This window comes from Actinomadura sp. NPDC048032 (genome assembly GCF_040653175.1).
Lineage (GTDB): Bacteria > Actinomycetota > Actinomycetes > Streptosporangiales > Streptosporangiaceae > Spirillospora > Spirillospora verrucosospora.
Genome location: NZ_JBEZJP010000027.1, coordinates 1 through 22,816, shown reverse-complemented (window position 1 = coordinate 22,816; position 22,816 = coordinate 1). Strand labels below are relative to the sequence as shown.

At 71.4% G+C, this 22,816-nt stretch carries 25 protein-coding genes and 1 pseudogene; 8 read left to right on the top strand and 18 right to left on the bottom strand.

Annotated elements, in window-relative coordinates; translation table 11 throughout:
* Positions 1 to 43 precede the first annotated feature (43 nt).
* The 11 genes from AB0C69_RS06375 to clpS all read right to left on the bottom strand — a co-directional run bounded on the left by AB0C69_RS06375 (position 44) and on the right by clpS (position 8,525).
* The gene (locus AB0C69_RS06375) at positions 44 to 793 is read right to left on the bottom strand and encodes an MBL fold metallo-hydrolase (RefSeq protein ID WP_345184186.1); all 750 of its coding nucleotides are present in this window, start codon (positions 791 to 793) and stop codon (positions 44 to 46) included.
* A 28-nt stretch (positions 794 to 821) separates the two neighbouring features.
* Positions 822 to 1,661, bottom strand: a complete 840-nt coding sequence (murI, locus tag AB0C69_RS06370; protein ID WP_345184184.1) for a glutamate racemase — start codon at positions 1,659 to 1,661, stop codon at positions 822 to 824.
* 146 nt (positions 1,662 to 1,807) lie between these two features.
* Positions 1,808 to 2,605: a thioesterase family protein gene (locus tag AB0C69_RS06365; protein WP_345184182.1), complete on the bottom strand. Its 798-nt coding sequence runs from the start codon at positions 2,603 to 2,605 to the stop codon at positions 1,808 to 1,810.
* 188 nt (positions 2,606 to 2,793) lie between these two features.
* Positions 2,794 to 4,113 (bottom strand): cytochrome P450, encoded by a 1,320-nt coding sequence (locus tag AB0C69_RS06360; RefSeq protein WP_360350512.1) that lies wholly within the window; start codon positions 4,111 to 4,113, stop codon positions 2,794 to 2,796.
* Positions 4,110 to 5,171 carry a hypothetical protein gene (locus tag AB0C69_RS06355; protein WP_360350509.1) on the bottom strand — a complete coding sequence of 354 codons (1,062 nt, stop codon included), beginning with the start codon at positions 5,169 to 5,171 and terminating at the stop codon, positions 4,110 to 4,112. Before AB0C69_RS06355 ends, AB0C69_RS06360 begins: the two co-directional genes overlap by 4 nt.
* A gap of 560 nt (positions 5,172 to 5,731) precedes the next feature.
* Positions 5,732 to 6,679: a cysteine synthase gene (locus AB0C69_RS06350; protein ID WP_345184175.1), complete on the bottom strand. Its 948-nt coding sequence runs from the start codon at positions 6,677 to 6,679 to the stop codon at positions 5,732 to 5,734.
* 21 nt (positions 6,680 to 6,700) lie between these two features.
* Positions 6,701 to 6,973, bottom strand: a complete 273-nt coding sequence (locus tag AB0C69_RS06345) for a MoaD/ThiS family protein (protein WP_345184173.1) — start codon at positions 6,971 to 6,973, stop codon at positions 6,701 to 6,703.
* A gap of 92 nt (positions 6,974 to 7,065) precedes the next feature.
* Positions 7,066 to 7,188, bottom strand: coding sequence for a hypothetical protein (locus AB0C69_RS06340; RefSeq protein ID WP_281258271.1), 123 nt, complete (start codon positions 7,186 to 7,188; stop codon positions 7,066 to 7,068).
* A 73-nt stretch (positions 7,189 to 7,261) separates the two neighbouring features.
* A complete protein-coding gene (locus AB0C69_RS06335) occupies positions 7,262 to 7,675 on the bottom strand; it encodes a M67 family metallopeptidase (RefSeq protein WP_345184170.1) in 414 nt (137 codons plus the stop codon).
* A gap of 21 nt (positions 7,676 to 7,696) precedes the next feature.
* Entirely contained in the window at positions 7,697 to 8,224 is a 528-nt protein-coding gene (locus AB0C69_RS06330; protein WP_345184168.1) for a DUF2017 domain-containing protein, read from the bottom strand.
* A 4-nt stretch (positions 8,225 to 8,228) separates the two neighbouring features.
* Complete coding sequence (clpS, locus tag AB0C69_RS06325; protein ID WP_345184262.1) at positions 8,229 to 8,525, bottom strand: ATP-dependent Clp protease adapter ClpS; 297 nt, start codon at positions 8,523 to 8,525, stop codon at positions 8,229 to 8,231.
* Positions 8,526 to 8,647: 122 nt separating this feature from the next.
* Between clpS and AB0C69_RS06320 the strand changes: the two genes are divergently transcribed.
* The 4 genes from AB0C69_RS06320 to AB0C69_RS06305 all read left to right on the top strand — a co-directional run bounded on the left by AB0C69_RS06320 (position 8,648) and on the right by AB0C69_RS06305 (position 11,628).
* A complete protein-coding gene (locus AB0C69_RS06320) occupies positions 8,648 to 10,000 on the top strand; it encodes a nicotinate phosphoribosyltransferase (RefSeq protein ID WP_345184260.1) in 1,353 nt (450 codons plus the stop codon).
* 79 nt (positions 10,001 to 10,079) lie between these two features.
* Positions 10,080 to 10,661, top strand: coding sequence for a nicotinamidase (locus AB0C69_RS06315; protein WP_360350502.1), 582 nt, complete (start codon positions 10,080 to 10,082; stop codon positions 10,659 to 10,661).
* Between the two features lie 2 nt (positions 10,662 to 10,663).
* On the top strand, positions 10,664 to 11,197 hold the full coding sequence (locus tag AB0C69_RS06310; RefSeq protein ID WP_360350499.1) for a gluconokinase, GntK/IdnK-type: 534 nt from the start codon (positions 10,664 to 10,666) through the stop codon (positions 11,195 to 11,197).
* Between the two features lie 167 nt (positions 11,198 to 11,364).
* Positions 11,365 to 11,628 carry a hypothetical protein gene (locus AB0C69_RS06305; RefSeq protein WP_360350496.1) on the top strand — a complete coding sequence of 88 codons (264 nt, stop codon included), beginning with the start codon at positions 11,365 to 11,367 and terminating at the stop codon, positions 11,626 to 11,628.
* A 138-nt stretch (positions 11,629 to 11,766) separates the two neighbouring features.
* Here AB0C69_RS06305 and AB0C69_RS06300 read toward each other — a convergent pair whose 3' ends face one another.
* Positions 11,767 to 12,342: a CGNR zinc finger domain-containing protein gene (locus tag AB0C69_RS06300; RefSeq protein ID WP_360350493.1), complete on the bottom strand. Its 576-nt coding sequence runs from the start codon at positions 12,340 to 12,342 to the stop codon at positions 11,767 to 11,769.
* Positions 12,343 to 12,423: 81 nt separating this feature from the next.
* Between AB0C69_RS06300 and AB0C69_RS06295 the strand changes: the two genes are divergently transcribed.
* Positions 12,424 to 13,596 carry an epoxide hydrolase family protein gene (locus tag AB0C69_RS06295; RefSeq protein WP_360350490.1) on the top strand — a complete coding sequence of 391 codons (1,173 nt, stop codon included), beginning with the start codon at positions 12,424 to 12,426 and terminating at the stop codon, positions 13,594 to 13,596.
* A gap of 57 nt (positions 13,597 to 13,653) precedes the next feature.
* Positions 13,654 to 13,998: a hypothetical protein gene (locus tag AB0C69_RS06290; RefSeq protein ID WP_360350487.1), complete on the top strand. Its 345-nt coding sequence runs from the start codon at positions 13,654 to 13,656 to the stop codon at positions 13,996 to 13,998.
* Positions 13,999 to 14,002: 4 nt separating this feature from the next.
* On the opposite strand, the gene AB0C69_RS06285 is transcribed toward AB0C69_RS06290, so the two are convergent.
* From AB0C69_RS06285 to AB0C69_RS06270, 4 genes are all read right to left on the bottom strand, one after another.
* The gene (locus AB0C69_RS06285) at positions 14,003 to 15,745 is read right to left on the bottom strand and encodes a DEAD/DEAH box helicase (RefSeq protein ID WP_360350546.1); all 1,743 of its coding nucleotides are present in this window, start codon (positions 15,743 to 15,745) and stop codon (positions 14,003 to 14,005) included.
* A gap of 36 nt (positions 15,746 to 15,781) precedes the next feature.
* Positions 15,782 to 16,822 (bottom strand): zinc metalloprotease, encoded by a 1,041-nt coding sequence (locus AB0C69_RS06280; protein ID WP_360350484.1) that lies wholly within the window; start codon positions 16,820 to 16,822, stop codon positions 15,782 to 15,784.
* Between the two features lie 211 nt (positions 16,823 to 17,033).
* Entirely contained in the window at positions 17,034 to 17,297 is a 264-nt protein-coding gene (locus AB0C69_RS06275; RefSeq protein ID WP_185027553.1) for a DUF3039 domain-containing protein, read from the bottom strand.
* 10 nt (positions 17,298 to 17,307) lie between these two features.
* The gene (locus AB0C69_RS06270; RefSeq protein WP_345184155.1) at positions 17,308 to 17,883 is read right to left on the bottom strand and encodes a YqgE/AlgH family protein; all 576 of its coding nucleotides are present in this window, start codon (positions 17,881 to 17,883) and stop codon (positions 17,308 to 17,310) included.
* Between the two features lie 160 nt (positions 17,884 to 18,043).
* On the opposite strand from AB0C69_RS06270, the gene AB0C69_RS06265 reads away from it, so the two are divergent.
* Positions 18,044 to 18,727 (top strand): hypothetical protein, encoded by a 684-nt coding sequence (locus tag AB0C69_RS06265; protein WP_360350480.1) that lies wholly within the window; start codon positions 18,044 to 18,046, stop codon positions 18,725 to 18,727.
* A 37-nt stretch (positions 18,728 to 18,764) separates the two neighbouring features.
* Here AB0C69_RS06265 and AB0C69_RS06260 read toward each other — a convergent pair whose 3' ends face one another.
* Positions 18,765 to 20,168 (bottom strand): NAD-dependent malic enzyme, encoded by a 1,404-nt coding sequence (locus tag AB0C69_RS06260; protein WP_345184151.1) that lies wholly within the window; start codon positions 20,166 to 20,168, stop codon positions 18,765 to 18,767.
* Positions 20,169 to 20,550: 382 nt separating this feature from the next.
* Positions 20,551 to 21,504, bottom strand: a complete 954-nt coding sequence (locus AB0C69_RS06255; RefSeq protein ID WP_360350477.1) for a tetratricopeptide repeat protein — start codon at positions 21,502 to 21,504, stop codon at positions 20,551 to 20,553.
* A gap of 391 nt (positions 21,505 to 21,895) precedes the next feature.
* Between AB0C69_RS06255 and AB0C69_RS06250 the strand changes: the two are divergent.
* Positions 21,896 to 22,348: pseudogene (locus tag AB0C69_RS06250) on the top strand (ATP-binding cassette domain-containing protein); the annotation flags it as partial.
* Positions 22,349 to 22,816: the final 468 nt, after the last annotated feature.

The following is a 22,816-nucleotide window of genomic DNA, read 5'->3' as shown; positions in this document are numbered from 1 at the left end:
GCGGCGGGCCCCGGAAGCGGACGGCCGCGGGAGCGGCGGCCCCTCAGAACTCGTAGACGGCGCCGACCTCGGCCAGCTCGACCGGGCCGCGGAACCCGCTGGCCTTCGCCTCGGAGAGCGTCTCGGACGGGTCGTTCCACGGCAGCAGGTGCGTCAGGACCAGCCGGCCGACCCCGGCCCGCTCGGCGTGCTCGCCGGCCTCCCGTCCCGTCAGGTGCATGTCCGGCGGCAGGTCCGGGCGGTCGGCGAACCCCGCCTCGCACAGGAACAGGTCGGAGTCGCGGGCCAGCCGGACCAGGTCGTCGCTGTGGCCGGTGTCGCCGGAGTAGGTCATGACGCTGCCCCCGTGCTCGATCCGCAGGCCGTACGCCTCGACCGGGTGGTTCATCAGCGCGGTGGTGACCGTGAAGGGGCCGATGGGCACCGGCCCCGGCTCCAGCGGACGGAAGTCGAAGGTGGCGGTCATCTCCGGGTTCGGTTCCAGCTCGTACGCCTTGATCATGTGGTCCGCGGTGTCGCGGGGGCCGTACACCGGGATGCGCGGCGCCGGGCCGTCCGGGCAGTACGTCCGCGCGATCCAGTAGACGGTGAGGTCGAGGCAGTGGTCGGGATGCAGGTGCGAGATGCAGATGGCGTCGATGTCCAGCAGGCCGTGGAAGCGCTGGAGGCTTCCGATCGCGCCGTTGCCGATGTCGACGAGCATGGAGAAGCCGTCCGCCTCGACCAGATAGCTGGACGCGGGGCTGTCCGGCCCTGGGAAACTGCCGGAACAGCCGATCACAGTGACCCGCACGCTCACTCCTCCTCCGCGGTCCGAGGAATCAGGTCGTCAAAGCCTTGCTCAACGTGCTCTCCACCGAACCGATCTCCGGCCCGAGGAAGCGTCGGCCGAGCTCGGCGAACACGGCGGGGTCGCCGGTGGCGCGGAACCGGTGCCGCGGCCGGGGCGTCGCCTCGGCGCGGGCCAGTCCCCGATCGTGCAGCACTCGGTACACGTCCTTGGCGGTCTCGTCGGCGCTTGAGACCAGTGTGACCCCGTCTCCGACCACATACGAGATGACGCCGGTCAGAAGCGGGTAGTGCGTGCAGCCGAGGATCAGGGTGTCGCAGCCCGCGTCCACGATCGGGCCCAGGTACTCGCGGGCGGCGTCGAGGAGGTCGTCGCCCATCGTCACGCCCGCCTCGACGAAGTCGACGAAGCGGGGGCAGGCGGCGCTGACCAGCTCGATGTGCGGCGCGGCGGCGAACGCGTCCTCGTAGGCGCGGCTGTTCACGGTGGCCTCGGTGGCGATGAGGCCGACCCGCCCGTTGGAGGTGGCGCGCGCCGCGCGCCTGGTCGCGGGGTTGATGACCTCCACGACCGGGACGTCGTAGCGTTCGCGGGCGTCGCGCAGCATCGCCGAGCTGGCGCTGTTGCAGGCGATCACCAGCATCTTCACGCCCTCGTCGACCAGCTCGTCCAGCATCTCCAGCGCGAACGCGCGGACCTGGGCGATCGGGCGCGGGCCGTACGGCTGGCGGCCCGAGTCGCCGAGGTAGACGATCGGCTCGTTCGGCAGCTGGTCGAGGATGGCGCGAGCCACCGTGAGGCCCCCGAAACCGCTGTCGAAGATCCCGATGGGCGCGTCGGGGAGGCCGTCCCCCCGGGATGGATCTGACATGGTGCACAAGGCTAGGCGACATGGCCCCGCCCGGGTGTGTCATGCGTTGGACATCACACCGTCACACGCTGGAAAACCGTCCAGCTCACGCCGCCGGCGCATGATCCGGTGGTTCGGCGGTCCGAAACGCCGGTGCGCCGCGCCGGCTAGGAGCGGGCGAGGGGGACGCGGGCGATCTGCCGGCTCTGTGCCACGAGGCGTCCGGCGGCGTCCCACACCTCGACCTCCTCGTCGAACCAGCCGCCGGCGAGGAGCCGTCCGGTGCCGTGCACGGCGAGCCACCCGGGCGCCGGGACGGCCCGCATGTGCCAGGTCAGCTCGACGGTCGGGGCCCAGCCCTGCGCGCCGAGGTTGAGCGCCACGGGCGGCAGCGCGTCCACGGCGAGGGCCAGGGAGTAGCCGTCGGGCTCCTGGCCGCAGCCGTGCCGGAACCAGGCGCGGATGTCCGGGCGCCCGCTCGGCCGCCCGTCCAGCCAGCCCATCGTCTCGGGGTCGAAGCGCATGTCGACCTGGTCGGCGAACCCGCCGCCGGTGGCGGCGGGCGGCCGGAACCCCGTGCACTCCTCCAGCGGCGGCAGCGCGGCGGGCGGCCCCGCGGCGAAGTCGGGCTCGGCGGACGGGTCGAGCGTGCCGGTGGTGATCAGGGCGTCCACGACTGGACGGCCGTCCTGGACGAGGGTGACGAACGACGAGGCGGCCGTGCGCCCCACCTTGCGGGAGTCGACGACCAGCTCGGCGGGGCCGGCCTTGGCGACGCGGTGGAAGTTCGCCGCGGTCGAGACGGGGTGCTCGTGCGGCGAGGCGTCCACGGCGGCGCGGGCGAGCACGGCCATCAGGTAGCCGCCGTTCAGCGCCTGGGCGATGCCGTAGCCCCCGTCCAGGACGGCCTCGTACCGGCCCTCACCGACGGGCTTCACCGCCGTGGAGTCCCCGAACCCGCTCATCCGCACTCTCCCGGGACGATTCTAGAATCACGTTCGAGTACGCACTCTACCCCGGCCGCCTGGGGCGTGCGTGAACCTGGCCGTCCTCGCCGGGCAGAGTCCGAACCTCGTGCAGCGCAGTAAAACGGTATCGCGGCCCGGCGCCGGCGATTACCGGCCGCGAACTGGCGCGCCTTATCAGTCGGCGTTCAGTTTCCGCAGGGCCCTGTTTCGTTCTGTCGCCCCTGCGCCTGTCGACGCTCCACCCTCATATGAAGCTTGGTGGGCACAAGGGTCGCCGAAGGACGCACCGCCGTCTCGCCCGCCGGGAGAAGGCGATAGCGTTCAGCGATGGCCTGGACGACCGCGATCATTTCGGTGGTGGCGAATCTGGCGCCGATGCAGTTGTGCGGTCCTGCGCCGAACGTGAGAAACGCGTGCGGAGAGGGTGCCGGAGACGCCCCGGGCTCCCACCGTTCAGGACGGAACGCATCAGCTGATTCATAGATCTCCGGAGAACGATGAAGCAGGTACGGGCTGAAGAACACGAGGGATCCGACGGGAAGTTCATAAGGCCCCAGGTTGAGAGCCTTCACGACGCGGCGCGGGATGAGCCACGCCGGCGGGTAGATTCTCAGCGCCTCCTTGATCACCCACCCGAGGTACTCGCCGTCTCCTTCGGTGGCCGCGCGGTGGACCCTGGCTTCGACCTGCGGGTGCCCGGCGAGCAGGTGCCAGACCCAGCACAGAGCGTTGCCGGTGGTCTCGGTGCCGGCGAGCAGTAGATTGATCGCATCGTCACAGACCCGCGCCTGTGCCTCCGCATCGTCGCCGTAGGCGCGAATGAGAAGGTGGATCAGGTCGTCGCCAGATCGATCCTGGCGCGAGCGCTTCGCCACCAGTTCGGCGATGCCCGTGCGCAGCCGACGGGTCGCACGACCGAACTCCTGGTTCGCGGGAAGCGGTATTCGCTCCAGTACGGGAAACGGGTTCAAGGCTCGCCACGTCAGGCCGTTGAGAATCCGTGGCAGATCCTGCTGAACCGTCAGGGTGGTCCGTTCGCCTGGAACTGTCGAACAGAGGGTTCGTGCGGCGACGTTCAGGGAGATTCTGCGCATGGCATCATCGACGGCGACGATCTCGCCGTCTTTCCAGCCATCGACGGCTTCCAACGTCGCCGCTCGCATCAAAGTGGTGTACGAGTCCACCCGGTCGTGATGGAAGACGGGCTGAAGCAGACGGCGACGATCTCTGTGCGCCGGGCCTCTGGCGAGGGAGACGGCATCGCCCAGCAACGGTCGGAGCCTGTCATATTGGGCGCCCTTGTCGAAATGCGCGACATCACGGATCAGTATGCGGCGGATCAGTTCCACATCGTTGACCACGAACACCGAGGGCCCGGGCAGGTTGATCCGGCTGACCGGAGCGCCGGCCGACTCACGGGAAAGATATGCCAGAGGATCTCGAACGAAGGAGGCGAGGTTGGCGAGCCGGCGCAGCTTTCCCGGCAGTGCGGCCACGGCGTTCATGATTGCTCCGCAGCGACCTGGGCGCCGGCCTCCTGCCGTTCCAGGCCAAGGCTCGCGAGCGCATTCGGTTGAATGCTGTCCGCGCCAAAGCGAGCCTGTGCATAGCGTTCGTTGTCGGTGGACCAGGCGAAGCTGCCGCTGATCCAGTCATGCATTCCCTGGATGAATTTGCGAAGATCAAGGGCCTTCTCATCGGAGATGCCGCGGTGAGTTCGCCACTGGTCGAGGCCGGAACGGGATCTTTCGAAGTCGGCCACCCGCGCGGCAACCATGTCGACAACCTCGTTCCGGCAGGCGTCCATTGTGCCGCCGCGCTCGGCATGGAGCACGACGATGAGGTTCGGCGTGCGTTCCTGCACGTCCACCTCCAAGGAGAAGACGTCGTTTCCCCAAAGAGCGATGTCGCCCAGTGCATCCATCAGTCGGACCACGTAGGGGTCTTCGTGAAGCGTGACCGGCAGTTCGAAGTCTCGGCTCACCTCCACCAGCGCCATCGCCTCCTTGATTCCGCCGTACGCCCTACGGCGTTCGATGAAGGTCGCGACGTCGGGCGGCCTCTCGGCCTGGCGCATGGCCGCCTCCCAACGGCAGCCGTCCAGGTAGTCGGCCACCGTGGACACGTACCGCCGCCGCCAGTCGATGGACCGCGCAGCGGCCATCTGGTGCCAGACTTCAAGGAATGCGGTGCCGAACGGCTGCAAATGAGCAACCGCCTGCGTCGCGACGGCCGAATCCGTCGACAGTGTCGAGAGCAGCGCCGCACTGGCGTTTTCGAAGGCGGCCGGGTTCTCCAGGGGCAGTTGTTCCAGCTGATCGTCGAAGATCGCCCAGGTGAGGAGCCATTCGGCCAGCAGTGTGAGCGTGGTGCGACTCGAGTGCGGATAGACGCGGGCGGCGAGATCGCCGAAGTTCGACCGATCGTAATGGCGCATCGCCGCCGGCGTGCTCAGAAGGCCGTGACGGCGCGCGAAGCCGCGCACCTCCCGCTCGGCATCGGGTCCGTAGGGGCTGGGCTGTGAAGGGAATCGCTCGGCGATTGCCGCGAGGGCGGAGTGCATGATGGCCCCTCGAAAGAATGTGACACAAAAACGATCGTGATGTTTCCGATTCCGAACGTCGAAACCCGGGAGTCAAGGCGCATTCGACGGACCGCACGGTGCGACGCACCTACGATCGAGGCGATGATCTCGTTACAGGAAGCCTGCGGTTACCCAATTAAGGTGTTGACCAGGAAGGCCAGTGCGTCGCGGTGGGTCACGCCGCCACCTCCTCCGCTTGGGCGGTCCGCTGGTCATTCATCTACCGAACGCTGGACGGCAGGGGCCCGCGTTCTCGAAGTTCGGGCCTCGGTGTCCGGTTCTGGGGGGATGAATGCCGGTGTGAGGGCACGACCCTCCGGAATCACGAAGTTTGCAGGGACTTCATGATCTTTGGGGGAGGTCATGTCCCTTCTGTCCATCATCGTTGATTGAGCCGTCGCCGACAACCCCTGGCAGGGCTCGCTCCGGTGGATCCAGGGGGCAGGCGGGGCGGATGTGGTCGCACATCGTGCCTGGAGAGGGCTCGTCCGGTTCGGCGACCTCGCGTTGCCCGGCCCGCAAGTGGCGGCCGCGGCCCGTCAGGCCCAGAGCTGGCCTTCGAGCCGGGCCTCGGCCTCCTCCAGGGTGCCGCCGTACGCGCCGGTCGACAGGTACTTCCAGCCGCCGTCGGCGACGACGAACACGATGTCGGCGCGCTCCCCGGCCTTCACCGCCTTGTTCGCCATCCCGATCGCCGCGTGCAGCGCCCCGCCGGTCGAGATCCCCGCGAAGATGCCCTCCTGCTCCAGCAGCTCGCGGGTACGGCGCAGCGCGTCCAGCGACCCGACCGAGAACCGGGTCGTCAGCACGGAGTCGTCGTACAGCTCGGGGATGAAGCCCTCGTCGATGTTGCGCAGCCCGTACACCAGCTCCCCGTACCGCGGCTCCGCTGCGACGATCTTGATGTCCGGCACCCGCTCGCGCAGGAACCGGCCGACGCCCATCAGCGTCCCCGTCGTGCCCAGCCCGGCGACGAAGTGCGTCACCGACGGCAGGTCGGCGAGGATCTCCGGGCCGGTCGTCTCGTAGTGCGCGAGCGCGTTGGCCTCGTTGCCGTACTGGTACAGCATCACCCAGTCGGGGTTCTCCTTCGCCAGGCCCTTGGCCACCCGCACGGCCTCGTTCGAGCCGCCCGCCGCCGGGGAGGAGATGATCCGCGCGCCCCACATCTCCAGGAGCTGGCGGCGCTCGGCCGAGGTGTTCTCCGGCATCACGCACACCATCGAGTAGCCGCGCAGCTTGGCGACCATGGCCAGCGAGATGCCCGTGTTGCCGGACGTCGGCTCCAGGATCGTGCAGCCGGGCGTCAGCAGCCCCTCCTTCTCCGCCTTCTCGATCATGTGGAAGGCGGGCCGGTCCTTCACCGAGCCGGTGGGGTTGCGGTCCTCCAGCTTGGCCCAGAGCCGCACGTCCTCGCTCGGCGACAGCCGCGGCAGCCCGACCAGCGGGGTGCCGCCGAGCGAGTCCAGCAGTGAGTCGAATCGCATGTGGCGCTCGTCCCGACCGGCTCAGCCGCCGGCGACGGCCGGCAGGATCGTGACGCTGTCGCCGTCGGCGACCTCCGTCTCCAGCCCGCCGAGGAAGCGCACGTCCTCGTCGTTCAGGTAGACGTTGACGAACTTGCGCAGGCCCTTGTCGTCCACGAGCCGGTCGCGCAGGCCGGCGTGCCGGGTGTCCAGGTCGGCGAACAGCTCGTCGAGCGTGCCGCCCTTGCCCTCGACGGCCTTGGCGCCGTCGGTGAGGTTGCGCAGGATCGTCGGGATCCGGACCTCGATCGCCATCGCGATGATCTCCTTAAACGTCGTACGGGACTGCCCGCCCCTGGTGGTGGAACCGGGCGGGCGACGGGATGATTCCAGGCGTGATCAGCGCGTCAGCGACAGTCGTAGACGACCTCGGCGCGCGAGTGCCCGAACAGGAAGCTCTGCACGGGCGGCACCGCTGGGGCCCCGGCGCGGCGCCCGGCGCCGCCCGTCCCATGCCCGCTCGTCCACATGTCGACCAGTTTACCGGCCGCGAGGCCGCCGATCCCGCCCGCCTCCGCCCCTCCGGCGCCGCGTGTCCCGCCGTCAGGATCCCTCGACGACGGCGACCTCCTCCTCGGTGACCTCGCCGTCCACGATGCGGAACGAGCGGAACTCCGTCTCGCCCTCCTCGCGGGTCGAGACGAGGACGTAGTGCGCGTTCGGCTCGGACGCGTAGGAGATGTCGGTGCGGGAGGGGTAGGCCTCGGTCGCGGTGTGGGAGTGGTAGATCACGACGGGCTCCTCGTCCCGGTCGTCCATCTCCCGCCACACCTTCAGCTGCTCCTGGGAGTCGAACCGGTAGAACGTCGGGGAGCGCTCGGCGTTGACCATCGCGACGAACCGGACGGGCCGGTCGGAGCCGACCGGGCCCGCGATGATGCCGCACGCCTCGTCGGGGTGGTCCGCGCGCGCGTGCGCGATGATCTGGTCGACCAGGGCCCGTTCAATCGTCAGCATGGCCGCAAGCTTAGGCGGCGCCTACTCCAGGGCGCGGACGAGACCGTCCTGCAGCATCGTCAGCCAGTCGTAGGCGGCGAACATGGGGGCGCGGGGGTCGCGCGGGTCTATGCCGCCCGCCTCCTCGTACCAGTCGTCGGTGATGTCGAGCCGTGTGCCGAGCGCCAGCCGCACGTCGTTCAGCGCCCGCAGCCACTCCTGCATCCGCTTCTCGTCGAGGACCGTGTCGGTACCGCCCTCGCCCAGCGCCCCGAGGACCGCCCGGGCCGCCTCGCGCTTGCCGTCGCGCAGGCCCATCTCGGTGTAGCGGCGGAACTCCCCGGCGGCCTCGCCGTCGTCGCGGTAGGCGTCCGGGAACAGCCGCGCGAGGACCGGGTCGTCCGACTTCGTGGCGTTCTCGGCGATGCCGAGGGACGCCAGCTCGCCTCCCTCGCCGGACTCCTCCCCGAGGAGGGCGAGCATCTGCTCCATGAGGGCGCGCAGCAGCGCCGTCTCCTCCGGCTCCAGCCGCACCCGGAAGCCGTCGCGTCTCTTCTTCACATGGCTCATCGGCTCAGTCGTCCCGTTTCACGGTCGCCCACAGGCCGTAGGAGTGCAGGATCTCCACGTCCCGCTCCATCTCCTCGCGGGTGCCGTTGGCCACCACGGCGCGGCCCTTGTGGTGCACGTCGAGCATCAGCTTCTCGGCCTTGGACTTGGGGTAGCCGAAGACGGCCTGGAACACGTACGTGACGTACGACATCAGATTGATCGGGTCGTTCCAGACGATCGCCAGCCAGGGCCGGTCGGCGCTCACGTCCTCCGCCGCGTCCGGCCGCTCCAGCTCCACCGGTGCGGGCGCCGTGCTCATGGCGCTCATTGGCCGGGCCTCCTCCTCTCTCTCGCGCGGGGTCCCGCCCTGGAGGACGCGGCCGCCCGCCGCATCCGATGCTATGCGCCTCGCCCCCGCCGCGTGTGACGGCCCGCTTCACCATGGTGCCCGCACTCGGCCCTAAAGTTCCACTTGTGGACCTTGGTGACGGCACGGCCCTGCTGACCGACCAGTACGAGCTGACCATGCTGCAGGCCGCCCTGCGCAGCGGCACGGACGGCCGCCGCGCGGTCTTCGAGGTGTTCGCGCGGAGCCTTCCCGCCGGCCGCCGGTACGGGGTCGTCGCGGGCACCGGGCGGCTCCTGGACGCCATCGAGGCGTTCCGGTTCGGCGACTCCGAACTGGAGTTCCTCAGCGAGAACCGCATCGTGGACGAGCCCACGCTGCGCTGGCTGGAGAAGTACCGCTTCACCGGGAACGTCTGGGGCTACGCCGAGGGCGAGTGCTACTTCCCCGACTCGCCGATCCTGATGGTCGAGGGGACGTTCGGGGAGGCCGTCCTGCTGGAGACCCTCGCCCTGTCGATCCTCAACCACGACTGCGCGATCGCGTCCGCCGCGTCGCGGATGGTGCAGGCCGCGCAGGACCGCCCGATCATCGAGATGGGGTCGCGGCGGACCCACGAGCGCGCCGCCGTGGCCGCCGCCCGCGCCGCCTACATCGCCGGGTTCACCACCACCTCCAACCTGGAGGCGGGACGGCTCTACGGCGTCCCGACCGCCGGGACGAGCGCGCACTCCTTCACCCTCCTGCACGACAGCGAGCGGCACGCGTTCGAGGCGCAGCTCGCGGCCCTGGGCGACGGCACGACGCTGCTCGTCGACACCTACGACGTCGAGCGGGCCGTCCGGACGGCGGTGGAGCTCGCGGGGCCGGACCTCGGCGCCGTCCGGATCGACAGCGGCGACCTCGGCGTGGTGGCGCGGCGCGTCCGCGAGCAGCTCGACTCCCTCGGCGCGCACGGCACGCGCATCGTGGTGACCGGCGACCTCGACGAGTACGGCATCGCGGCGCTCGGCGCGGCGCCCGTGGACGGGTACGGCGTGGGGACGTCCCTGGTGACCGGTTCCGGCGCCCCCACGGCGTCGCTCGTCTACAAGCTCGTCGCGCGGGCGGACGGCCCGCGGGAGGACGCGCCCATGCGCCCGGTCGCCAAGCGCTCGACGGGCAAGCCGAGCCGCGGCGGGCGCAAGACCGCCGTCCGCCGCGTCGACGGGCACGGCGTCGCCTACGCAGAGACCGTGTTCACCACCGAGCCGACGCCCGGCCCCCACGACCGCGTCCTCCAGGTGCCGCTGGTGCGGGACGGCGAGGTCGTCGGCCGCGAGGCGCTCCGCGACGCCAGGGAGCGCCACGCCCGCTCGGTCGCCGAACTGCCCCCCACGGCGCGCCGGCTCTCCCGGGGAGAGCCCGCCGTCCCGACCGAGTTCGTCAACGGCGGGCCACGCCGTTGAGCCGTCCGGCGTGGGGGAACGAGCCTGGGGTACGGTCGGTGCAGAGCCGGTGGGGCAACCGGTAGAGGGAGCAGCGGTCATGGGCAAGAAGGCTCTGATCATCGTGGACGTGCAGAACGACTTCTGCGAGGGCGGGTCGCTCGCGGTCGGCGGGGGCGCCGCCGTGGCGACCGCGATCTCCGAGTACGTGGCCGCGCACAGGTCCGAGTACGCGCACATCGTGGCGACCCGCGACTTCCACCTCGACCCGGGCGGCCACTTCTCCGCCGAACCGGACTTCGCCGACACCTGGCCGCCGCACTGCGTGATCGGCACCCCCGGCGCCGACTTCCACCCCAACCTCGCCCTCGCCCCCATCGAGGCCGTGTTCAGCAAGGGCCGCGAGACCGCCGCCTACAGCGGGTTCGAGGGGTTCTCCGACGACGAGACCCCGCTCGCCGACTGGCTCGCCGCCCGCGGCGTCGACGCCGTCGACGTCGTCGGCATCGCCACCGACCACTGCGTCCGGGCCACCGCGGTGGACGCCGTCCGCACGGGCCTGCGCACCACCGTCCTGCTGGACCTGACGGCCGGTGTGAGCAAGACCACCGTCGACAAGGCACTGGACGAACTCGGCCAGGAGGGCATCGTCCTGTCCGGCGCCCCGGTCGTCACCGCCTGACCATGCCCCCGAACGCCACAAAGCCCACGGTCATCCTGGTCGCCGGCGTGTCCGGCAGCGGCAAGACCACCATCGGCACGCTCCTCGCCGAACGCCTCGGCTGGGAGTACGCCGAGGCCGACGCGTTCCACTCCCAGGCCAACGTCGCCAAGATGCGCGCGGGCCGTCCCCTCACCGACGAGGACCGCCTCCCCTGGCTGCGCGCCATCGCCGCGTGGATCGCCGACCGCGTCGCCACCGGCCGCCCCGGCGTCGTCACCTGCTCCGCCCTGAAACGCGGGTACCGCGACATGCTGCTCGACGGTCACGAGGACGTCCGCCTGGTCCTCCTGGACGGCGACCGCGACACGATCGCCGCCCGCATGCGCTCCCGCAAGGGCCACTTCTTCAAGGCCGACCTCCTCGACTCCCAGTTCGCCGACCTCGAACCCCCGGCCCCCGACGAGAACATCGTCACCGCCCCCATCACGGGCACCCCGGAGGAAACGGTCACCCACATCCTCAAGGCCCTGGACCTGTCCCCCACCTCCCCCTGACCGCCACCGGTCGCGGTGGGCGGGCTGGGTGTGATCGGCCAGCACCTCCGCGGACGAGGCATGGCGGGAACGCGCGCTCACCGGCTTGCACGGTGCACCTCGTCACGGACAGTGCCCGGTAGGCACCTCACCTCACGAGAGGTGCGACTCACAACCGGAGGGTTCTCATGATCACCGGAAACTTCGCCAACTTCGAACTCCGTGTCAGGAACGCCGCGGGCCTTGCCGTCTGGCCCTTGATCGGCGGCGTCTTCGGCGCCCTGGTCGGGATCATCCTCGGCTTCGTCATCGGGGGGTCCGTCCCCCTGAGCCTCGGCGTGGCCATCGGCGCCGGCTGCGTGGCACTCGGCGCCATCGCGGGCGGCGCGTTCACCATCTGGATCGAGGTCCGCCTCATTCGTGCCCGTTCCAGGAGCAACCGGGTCGCCTGACAGGGCGGCCTCGTGTGAGGAGGCTCGCGCCTCTTCGCATCATCAACGAGGGCCCGGCTCAGCCGGGCCCTCGTTGCTGCTTCCCTGACGGCCCCGAAGAAGCCGTCCACCCGCATCCTCACGCCCCTGAACCTGGCGTCACTCCGCTGATCCGGGGTATTCGCGCTGCCTGGCCTTGAAGCGCGCCTTCTTCTGGCGGTTGCCGCACGTGTTCATCTCGCACCACCTGCGGGTGCGGCTCTGGCTGGTGTCGAAGAAGGCGGCCCGGCAGGTCGGTGATGCGCACAGGGCCAGCTTCCCGTCTCGTTCACCTGCGAGGATGCTGACCGCATCGGCGGCGATCACGCTCAGGGCGTCCTCCACGCGGGAGGCCGAGCCGAGCCGCCATCGCCGCGTGCCCTCTGACGTCAGGATCGCGGCAGCCCGCCCCTCCACGCTGCGGTCATTGATGACCTGGACGGCGGACGCGGGGAGAGCGTCCTGGATCGCGGCCGCCGTCGCGGCGAGGTGAATCGACTCCCTCAACTCCCGGGCGAGGTCGAGCTGGGCGGGGGTACAGGAGTCCACGGCGAGGCCGTTCACCGCCAGCCAGTCGACGAGTCGCCGCGGCACGGGGATGCGCTCCACAGGGTCACCACAACGCTCCGTCAGGGTCGCCGTGAAGCTCGTCGCCAGCACGTTGCCGAGGCGGAAGTCGGGGAACCCAGCGCGCATGGAACCACCTTAGCCGGTTGCATGCGGGAGGAGGCGCTGCTAGAACCGTCTTAGCCGGTTCCGCTATGGCCAGGAGGTCTCATGCCGCACCCGACCAGCGACGTTCGAGCTTTCGAAGCCCGCGCGACCGACGCCGACCTCGACGATCTGCGCGCGCGGCTGGCCGCGGCGCGGCTGCCGGAGGCCGAGACGGTCCGTCGCACCGCGCCCGGCCCTCGCCGGTGGGACCAGGGCGTGCCCCTCGCCGACCTCGTCGATGTCGTGGACTACTGGCGCACCGGGTACAGGTGGCGGTCGTTCGAAGAGCGCCTCGACCGCATCGGCCAGTTCCGCACGACCATCGATGATCTGGGCGTCCACTTCCTGCACCGCCGATCCGCGCGCGCGGACGCCACCCCTTTGATCCTCACGCACGGCTGGCCGGGCAGCATCGCCGAGTTCGTCGACGTCGTGGACGAGCTGGCGGATCCGAAAGACGCGGACGCACCGGCCTTCCACGTCGTGGCGCCGTCGCTACCGGGCTTCGGGTACAGCGACAGGCCGGCCGTCACCGGGTGGGGAACGGAAAAGATCGCGGCCGCATGGGTCGAACTGATGGGACGGCTCGGCTACGGCAGGTTCCTGGCCCACGGCGGCGACTGGGGAGGCAATATCACCACGGTCCTCGGCGGCAGGTTCCCGGAGCACGTCCTCGGGATCCACACGTTGTTCGCGGAGGCGCCGCCCGGACTGACAACGGACGGGCTGACGGCAGCCGAGCGCAAATGGACCGAGGACACCCGCGATTTCTGGCGCCACCGCGCGGCGTACGCGAAGCAGCAGGCGACCCGGCCGCAGACCATCGGCTACTCGCTCGTCGACTCACCGGTCGGGCTCCTCGCCTGGATCCTCGACAAGTTCGCCGAATGGTCGGACACCGAGGACAGCCCGTTCGAGACGATCTCCCGCGACAGGATCCTCGACGACGTCACCCTCTACTGGCTGACGCGGACCGGCGCGTCGGCGGCCCGCATCTACTACGAGAGCCACAACTCGCTCGATCCCGAACTCCGGGTCGACGTGCCGTCGGCCATCACGATGTACCCGCGCGATGTCGAGAAGTGCCCGCGCCCCTGGGCAAAGGAGCGGTACCGCCAGATCGTCCGCTGGAACTCGCCCGAGAAGGGCGGACACTTCCCGTCGCTGGAGGTTCCCGAGTACTTCGTCAAGGACCTGCGGGAAGGTCTCGCGGCGGTGCTGGCCGCCACCCGGTGAGGAGTCAGTGACGCGCCCCTCCCTGGTGGTTCAGCCGTCCAGAACTAGGCGTTCTTGATGCGCGGTCGCCTGGTGATCGCGTGGTGGCGTGTCCGGTTCGGGCATGCCAGCGCCGAACGGCGGCTCGACGTCCTGGCCACGGCGACGCACGCTCACGGCTGGTCGCACCTCAAGGTGTGCGTAGAGTCGCCACCGGTGCTGTGGGTCTTCCCCGAGGGTGCCAGAAGCCTCGCGGTCGGTGTCACGGCCGAACGCACCGGCGGGCCGTGGGCCTACCGGGTGGCAGGGGCGATGCGGCACCCCCCTGCGACGGCCCTCAGCGCGTGGCGGGCGCCCTCCGGGATCATCGCCTGGGCCCACGCGGCGCAGCAGGCTCTGCGGCGGGCTCAGGCGCGGCGGTGAGGCGTCAGTGGCGGCGCTTGGCGGCCCAGTCGCGGATCTTGGCGATGCGCTCGCGGATCTCCTCCGCGCTCGCCTGGGGGACGGGCGGGCCGCCGCAGGAGCGGCGCAGCTCGTTGTGGATGACTCCCTGCGGCTGGCCCGTCCGGTGGTTCCAGGCGTTGACCAGGCCGTTCAGCTCGCGGCGCAGGGCAGCGATGTCCTCGGCGGCGGTGCGGTCCTCGCGGGGGTCGCCGGTCTTGCGGCGGCGCTCGTTGGCGATCTGCTCGGCCTGCCGCTTGCGCAGCAGCGCCGACACCTGGTCGGGCTCCAGCAGGCCGGGGATGCCGAGGAACTCCTCCTCCTCGGCCGACCCCGGCTCGGCGTTCATGCCGAACTCGCCGCCGTCGTAGAGCACGCGGTCGAACGTCGCGGACGCCTCCACCGTCTCGAACGGCAGCTCCTCGCCGACGTCGGGCGTGTCCTTCTCGCGGTTGGCCTCGGCGAGCAGATCGTCGTCGAGGCCGTCCTCGCGGACGGGGCGGTCGAGGACGTGGTCGCGCTCCTCCTCCATCTCGGAGGCGTGGCCCATCAGCGTCGGCACCGACGGCAGGAACACCGACGCGGTCTCGCCGCGCTTGCGGGCGCGGACGAAGCGGCCGATGGCCTGCGCGAAGAACAGCGGCGTGCTGGTGGAGGTGGCGTAGACGCCGACGCACAGGCGCGGGATGTCGACGCCCTCGGACACCATGCGGACCGCGACCATCCAGCGGTCGTCGGTCTCGCCGAACGCCTTGATCTTCTTGGACGCGGTCGGGTCGTCCGACAGCACGATCGTGGCGCCCTGGCCGGTCACCGCGCGCAGCATCTTGGCGTAGGCGCGGGCGGCCTCGTGGTCGGTGGCGATGACCAGGCCGCCCGCGTCGGGGATGACGCGGCGCAGCTCGGTGAGGCGGCGGTCGGCCGCCGCCAGCACCTGCGTGATCCAGTTGCCCTTGGGGTCGAGCGCGGCCCGCCACGCCTGGGACGTCTGGTCCTGGGTGAGCGGCTCGCCGAGGGTCGCGGTGATCTCGTCGCCCGCGCGGGTGCGCCAGCGCATCTCGCCCGCGTACGCCAGGAAGATCACCGGTCGGACGACGCCGTCGGCGAGGGCGGGCCCGTAGCCGTAGGTGTAGTCGGCCTGGCTGCGGCGGACGCCGTCAGGCCCCTCCTCGTACTGGACGAACGGGATCGGGTTGATGTCGGTGCGGAACGGCGTGCCGGACAGGGCGAGCCGCCGCGTCGCCGGCTCGAACGCCTCGCGGACGGCGTCGCCCCACGACAGGCCGTCGCCCGCGTGGTGCACCTCGTCGAAGATGACCAGCGACTTGCGCGCCTCGGTGCGGTTGCGGTGCAGCGCCGGGCGCGCGGCGACGGTCGCGTACGTGACGGCGACGCCGTGGAAGTCCTTGCCGACGGGGCCCTGCCCGTTCTGGTACTCGGGGTCGATCCTGATGCCGACGCGGGCCGCCGACTCGGCCCACTGCCGCTTGAGGTGCTCGGTCGGGCACACGATCGTGAGCGACGAGACGACGCGGCGCTCCATCAGCTCGCGGGCGAGCCGGAGCGCGAACGTCGTCTTGCCGGCGCCCGGCGTCGCGACGGTGAGGAAGTCGCGGGGGCCGGGCGCCGTTCCGTCCGCGCCGAAGTACGCCTCCAGCGCCTGCTGCTGCCAGGCGCGCAGGGAGGACGCGGTCCCCCAGGCGGCCCGCTCGGGGAAGGCGGGGGGCATGCTCGATGCGGCGAAGGTGCTCACGGTCATTGAAGGCTACCGAGCCGCACCGACAGATCGTGCCGCTCCCGGCGCCGCTGTGCCGAGATCCACACGGTGACCGCCGGTCTTGCGGGACCGGTACGCCGCCCACGCCGCCCGGATGCGACGGCCCTGACCTGCGGTGAAGCCCCGCATGCAGGCGTCGTGGGCGTAGTCCATGAAATTGTGGATCGGATCGCGGCCCCGCTGCGGGCACGAGTCGCGGCCCTGCGGGCAGCCCTGCGCCGGCTCCGCCTCGTACGGGGTGTCGGTGACCCCGTCGCCCGGCGACACGCACCCGCCCTCGAACGTGTGCATCAGGCCCAGCCAGTGCCCGATCTCGTGGACGGCCGTGTACCCGTGGTTGAACGGCGCGTACGACCCGTACGGCAGGCTGCGGAAGTCGACGATGACGCCGTCGAGGCGCGGGTCGCGCCGGTACCACTGCGGGAAGGTGGAGAAGCCCAGCACGTCCGAGCCGACGGCCGCCGTGTAGAGGTTCAGCGTCCCGCGCCCGCCCTTGCGGAGGCGCCGCTTCATCGGCCCCTCGTAGTGCTGCGGGTTGCGGAACCAGGCCGAGTTGTCGGTGCGGTCCAGGGAGTCGAGCCGGAACCGCACGTGGGTGTCGGCCCCGCCGAGACGGCCGCCGTAGGCCGCGTTGAGCGTGGCGATCTGCCGCTGGACCGCCGCCGTGGACAGCCGTCCCGAGCTCCCGCTGTGGACGACGTGGAACCGCACCGGGACGACCAGGGCCCCCGTGGCGCGCCGGGCCGGGTCGGGGCGCGCCCCGCCGAGGAGGGCCGGGTCGAGGAGGGCCTCGTCGGACGTCCCGAACCGGTCGAGGAGCGTGCGGCGGAGGTCGGCGAGCATGGCGGTGGCCTGGTCGTGGCCGAGGTCGGCCCGGTCGCGGGCCTGGGCCGACCGCGCCCTTCCGCCCGATGCACTCCTCCCACCCACGGCGGCCGTCCCGCCCGGCGTGCCCGCGTGGCGGTGGACGCAGTCGTCGCCGCGGGCGGCCGGAGCGACCCGCGCCCGTTCCCACTCCCCCTCACTCACCGAACCCGGAACGGCACACACCGTGACCGCCAGTGCGCACAGTGAAACCCCGGCCAAGCGCCGCATTCAATCCCCCGATTGTTCAGGGACGTCCGTTTCGGGCCGTCCCGCGATAAGAAAGGCCGAGGTCCTGCGGCACATGACCGCAGGACCTCACACACACGCGCGCGCCTATCCGGCGGCGCGCCCTCGACCGCCGTTCAGCGGCCGGTCACTCCTCGCCCTTGCCCCCGCCCGGCTGCATGGACTCGTAGATCTCCTTGCACTCCGGGCAGACGGGGTACTTCTTCGGATCCCGGTTCGGCACCCAGACCTTGCCGCACAGCGCGATCACCGGCGTGCCGGTCACCGCGCTCTCGGTGATCTTGGCCTTCTTCACGTAGTGGGCGAACCGCTCGTGGTCGCCGTCACCGTGGGAGAGGTCCGGCTTGACATCGCTCTGGGTGTCGCTGTCGGGAAGGATCTGCGTACTCACACCAGTCACCTTAGTTCAGCGTCGGGTCCTCGGGGAAAGTGGAGACGAAGGCCAGGTCGCCGCCCTGCCTGCGCAGCACGTGCTGCCACAGCCGCTCCGGGTCGCCGGCGAACACGTCCCCGGCCTCCGCGGGCACCAGGTACCACGAGCCGTCCTCGACCTCGGAGCGCAGCTGGCCGGGCGACCAGCCCGCGTATCCGGCGAACACGCGCAGCTGCAGGAGCTCCGCCGCGAGCAGGCCGGGCGGGGCCTCCAGGTCGACCAGCCCGACCCGGGCGACCTCGGCGCCGCCGTCCAGGGCGCGCCATCCGAGCGGCTCGTCCTCGCCGGGGAGCCGGGCCAGGGCGAGCGCGTTCTCCAGCGCGACCGGCCCGCCCTGGAACACCACGGCGGGCCCGGTGACGAGTTCCGCCCACGGCGGCAGCACGCGGTCGACCGGAACCTCGGTCGGCCGGTTGAGGACGACACCGAGGGTTCCCCCGTCGCCGTCGTGCTCGACCAGCAGGACGACGCTGCGCCGAAAGTTCGGATCCTCCAGCTGCGGGGTGGCCACCAGCAGGAGCCCGACCCTGATCCCGTCTTCCATGGGTCCCATGATGCGTTGCCCGGACCTCCGGCGGCACGCCTCCTCGCTCGTTAGCCTGTTACGCATTCCTATCGATGGGGATATCGGCACCACAAGGTCCTGGGTTAAGAATGATCTAGGACAATCGGCCACCCGCTTGGTGCGCGCCGGGAGGACAGCGATGCAGTTGCCCAGGGTCGTCATCGCCGCCGTGTTCATCGTCATCGGGGCGCTGATCGCGATCCCGGCCCTGTTCAGGTCGGACGGCTCCGCGTCGCCGACCTCGGCGACGGAGTCCACGAGCCCGAGCCCGTCCGGCGGCTCGCCGTCGGCCTCGGGCAAGCCCACCCGGAGTCCGACGCACAGCCCGTCCCGCACGCCGTCCCGCACCCCCTCGCACACGCCGACCGCCGCTCCCGCGCGGCCGGTGACGGCCACGATCGGCTCGGTCTCCTGCCCGGACCGCACCGTGAACGTCAGCGTCCGCAACACCGGAACGCAGACCGAGGACTTCTCCGTCGAGAAGAACGACGACACCGCCGCCGTCCCCGGCAAGATCGGTCCGGGTACCACCCGGACGGTCGCGGTGAAGCTGCGCGAGGACCGCGGCACCCGCATCACCGTCCGGTGGGCGAACCGGCAGATCGAGAGCACCGCGGTCAAGGCGAACTGCAAGAAGGCGGGCGGCGCCGCGCCGCGCGAGACGCCGCCCGGCAAGCTCCCCCACACCGGCCCCGACACCGTGCTGTGGGCGCGGGCCGTGACCGGCGTCGCCGTCATCCTGACCGGCGCGATCATCTTCTGGTGGGGCGGCACGTGGCCCCGCCGCCGCGAGCAGGTGTTCGCGGGCAGGAAGTCGGACTGAGCGCGGCGGCGGGCCCGCCTTCCGGGCCCGCCTCCGCCTAGGCCTCGGTGCGGGGACGGCCGCCCGCGGCCTCGCGGACCGCGCCGGCCACGCGGGTGCTGACGTCCGGGTGGAAGACGCTCGGCACGATGTAGTTCGGGCCGAGCTCGTCGGGCGTGACGACCTCGGCGAGGGCCTTGGCCGCGGCCGCGAGCATGTCGAGGGTGACGCCGCTGGCCTGGGCGTCCAGCAGGCCGCGGAACACACCGGGAAACGCCAGCACGTTGTTGATCTGGTTCGGGTAGTCGCTGCGCCCGGTGGCCACCACGGCGGCGTGCTCGCGCGCCTCGTCCGGCGAGACCTCCGGCTCGGGGTTGGCGAGCGCGAACACGATCGCGTCGTCGCTCATCGTCGCGATGTCGTCGCCGTTCAGGATGCCGGGGGCGGACACGCCGATGAACACGTCGGCGTCCTTCACCGCGCCGCGCAGGTCGCCGGAGTAGCCGCCCTCGTTGGTGTGCTCGGCGATCCAGCGCAGCGAGTCGTCGAGGTCGTCGCGGCCCTTGTGCACGGCGCCGGCGTAGTCGCAGACGACGAGGTTGCGGGCGCCGGCGTGCATCAGCAGCTTCAGGATGGCGGTGCCGGCCGCGCCCGCGCCCGCCATCGCGATGCGCACGGCGCCGATGTCCTTGCCGACGACGCGCAGCGCGTTGGTCAGCGCGGCGAGCACGCAGATCGCGGTGCCGTGCTGGTCGTCGTGGAAGACGGGGATGTCGAGCAGCTCGCGCAGCCGGGCCTCGACCTCGAAGCAGCGCGGCGCGGAGATGTCCTCCAGGTTGATGCCGCCGAACGCGGGCGCGAGGATCTGCACCGTCCGGACGATCTCGTCGGTGTCCTGCGTGTCGAGGCAGATCGGCCACGCGTCGATCCCGGCGAACCGCTTGAACAGCGCCGCCTTGCCCTCCATGACCGGCAGCGCGGCCTCCGGGCCGATGTTGCCGAGGCCGAGCACCGCCGAGCCGTCGGTCACCACGGCGACGCTGTTGCGTTTGATCGTCAGCCGGCGGACGTCCTCGGGGTTGCGGGCGATGGCCAGGGAGACGCGGGCGACGCCCGGCGTGTAGGCCATCGACAGCTCGTCGCGGTTGCGCAGCGGCACCTTGGACTGCATCTCGATCTTGCCGCCGAGGTGCATCAGGAACGTCCGGTCGCTGACCTTGTGGATCTTGACGGACTCGATCCGCTCCAGCGCGCCCGCGATCGCCTCGGCGTGCTGGGTGTCGCGGGTGGCGATCGTGACGTCGATGCGGAGGGTCTCGTGGCCGGCGGTGTTGACGTCGAGGGCCGTGACGATGCCGCCCGCGTTCTCGACCACGTGGGTGATCTGGCTGACGGCCCTGCCGCCGGCGGGGACCTCCAGCCGGACGGTGATGGAGTACGACACGCTTGGCACGCTCGCCACGACAGCTGCTCCCTATTTATACGGGTTTGTCCACATCCGAGCGCGCCGCTTCCAGGGGACGGTGCGTCCGGGGCCGCCGCCCGGTCCCGTTCCGCGGCCCGCAGAGCCCGGGCCGCGGCGACGATCGCTCGACGGGCGCGGGACGGGCGCCCCCGTGGTGTCGATCGCAGGGCGGTGTCGATCACGAGGTGGCGGAGCCGCGGACCGGCCGGATCGGCCGTGGAAGTGCTTCACCGGGAAGTGCTTCACGCGGCCGCACGGGCGCGGTCATCAGTCAACGAGCATACGCTCACCACCGCGGTCAGGTGTCCCGCTCGCCCCAGCTCACCGCCCTTCGCCCGTCACCCGGCCGTGACCCGGGCCGGAGCAGCGGTGGCGCCTGTCAGAACAGGGCGGACTGGAGACCGCGGCGGGCCTTGCCGACGCGGGGGTCGTCCGGGGGCAGGAGCTCGAACAGCGACAGCAGGTGCTTGCGCGCCGCGTCGCGGTCGTCGCCCGCGCCGCGCCGCACCGCGCCCACCAGCCGGTCGAAGGCGTCGTCGATGCGCCCGGACACCATCTCCACGTCGGCCGCGCTGATCTGCGCCTGGACGTCGCCGGGCTTCTCGTCCGCCTCCTGCAACGCGCGCTCGGGGTCGAGCGACCGCACGCGCAGGCTCAGCTCGACCAGCGCGAGGCCCTGCTTGGCCTGGTCGTCCCTGGGGTCGGCGGCCAGGACGCGCTCGAACGCGGCCTTGGCGCCGTCCAGGTCGCCGCGCTGCAGGGCCTCCTCGGCCTCCGAGAACACGGGCTCGGCGGGGGCCTCCGCGCCGGGCGCCGGCTGCTCGCCCTCGGGGGCGTCCGGCAGGATGCCCTCCTTGCGCAGCGCATCGAAGAGCTGGTCGATGGCCTGGCGGACCTGCGGCTCGGGGGCGGCGCCGTTCAGGAACGGCAGCAGCTGCCCGGCGACGACCGCCGCCACGAACGGGATGCCGCGCACGCCCATCTGCTGCATGTAGGCGCCGAGCTGCGGGTTCGCGTCGATGTCGACCTTGGCCAGGATCCACTTGCCGGCCGCCTCGGTGGCGAGCTTCTCCAGGATCGGGCCGAGCTGCTTGCACGGACCGCACCACTCGGCCCAGAAGTCCACCAGGACGGGGACGGACTGCGACCGCTCCACGACCTCGGTGTTGAACGTCTGGTCGGTGACGTCCACGACGTAGGGACCGCCGGGGGCGCCCGCGGCCGGCGCCGCGCCGCCGCCGCCCTGGGTCCGGCGTTCCTGCTGCTTCCTTGCCGCGGCCTGGCGCGCTCCCAGGTCGATGGCCCCGTGCAACGAAAAGTCCCGAGAAGGCATGGGTCCATCCTGCCCCATGACCGCCCCCTGCCGTACGTCCGTACGCTCCCAGCGGAGCGCGGCGCGGCGCGGGGCGGTCGGCGCGTTTGCACGGCCGGTCCTCAGAGCCGTCCCTATGGACGGCATATCAAGAGAATTGTCCGCCTTTTTTATTCTCTTTCGGCCGCGCCCCGGGCAAAGAGTTCCGTCGTCCTGCCGTAAAGGCGATTAGATTGCTGACAGCCATCACCAAGCCCGGTTATAGTCACGATGTCGATGCATTGCGGCCCGGCAAAAGCGACCGGGCCGGCGCCGCCGGGGGGCGGCCCGGCCTGCGGGCCGCGCCGCGTGGCGGGTTGGGGGACCCGAGGCCACCGGCGCGGCGGGCGCACCGTCCGGCCGCCGCGACAGCATGACGAACAACGGGGGGAAACTTGTGATCGCGGAGCATTCCGTGATCGTGGCCCGAGGAATGGGTGTCCGCCGCGGGGGGCGGTGGCTCCTGCGCCCGGTGACCTTCGGCGTGCCCGAAGGGGTGGTCGGCCTGGCCGGTCCACCGGGTGCCGGTAAATCCACTCTGCTGGCCACGTTCGCGACCTTGCGCAGACCGAACACCGGCGCGCTGCACATTCTCGGACACGACATCACGAACGCCGCCGGGCAGCGGGCCGCCCGGGCCGGAATCGGTTACCTGCCGGCCCGGTTCTCGCGCGCGGAGGGAATGACGGCCGGCGAGTTCGTCGCCTACGCCGCGTACTACAAGCGGACGAGCGCGTCCGCCGCGCAGAGCATGATCCGCCGCTTCGACCTCGCCGATGCCGCCGGAACCGAACTGGCGCTGCTGCCGCCTGACGTCCGGCTGCGCGCCGGGCTGGCCGCCGCCTGCGTCCACGAGCCCGGCCTGGTGCTGCTCGACGACCCCTTCGGCGAGCTGTGCGCCGCCGCCGACCCCTGGCCCACCGGCGCCGCCGGCCCCGGACGGCACTCGCTGACCGCGGCCATGGCCGAGCTGATCCCCGTGCTGCGCACGCTGGCGCCCACCGTGGTCGTCACCGCCGACGCCACCGAGACGCTCACCGGCTGGTGCGACCGCCTGTTCACCCTCGCCCGCGGCCGGCTCGCCGAGCAGCCCACGCACTCGGCCGCCGCCCGCCGCGGCCGCTCCCCCGCCGACCGGCGCGGCGCCGCCGCCCCGCGCGGCACCCTCCATCCGCAGACCGTCGACGCTCTTCCGATCTGCGCCGGTCAGGCGGGTGGCCAGGTAGGCGCCGTTGAAGGCGTCGCCCGCGGCCGTGGTGTCGATCACCTGGACGTGGGGGACGGCGGGGATCTT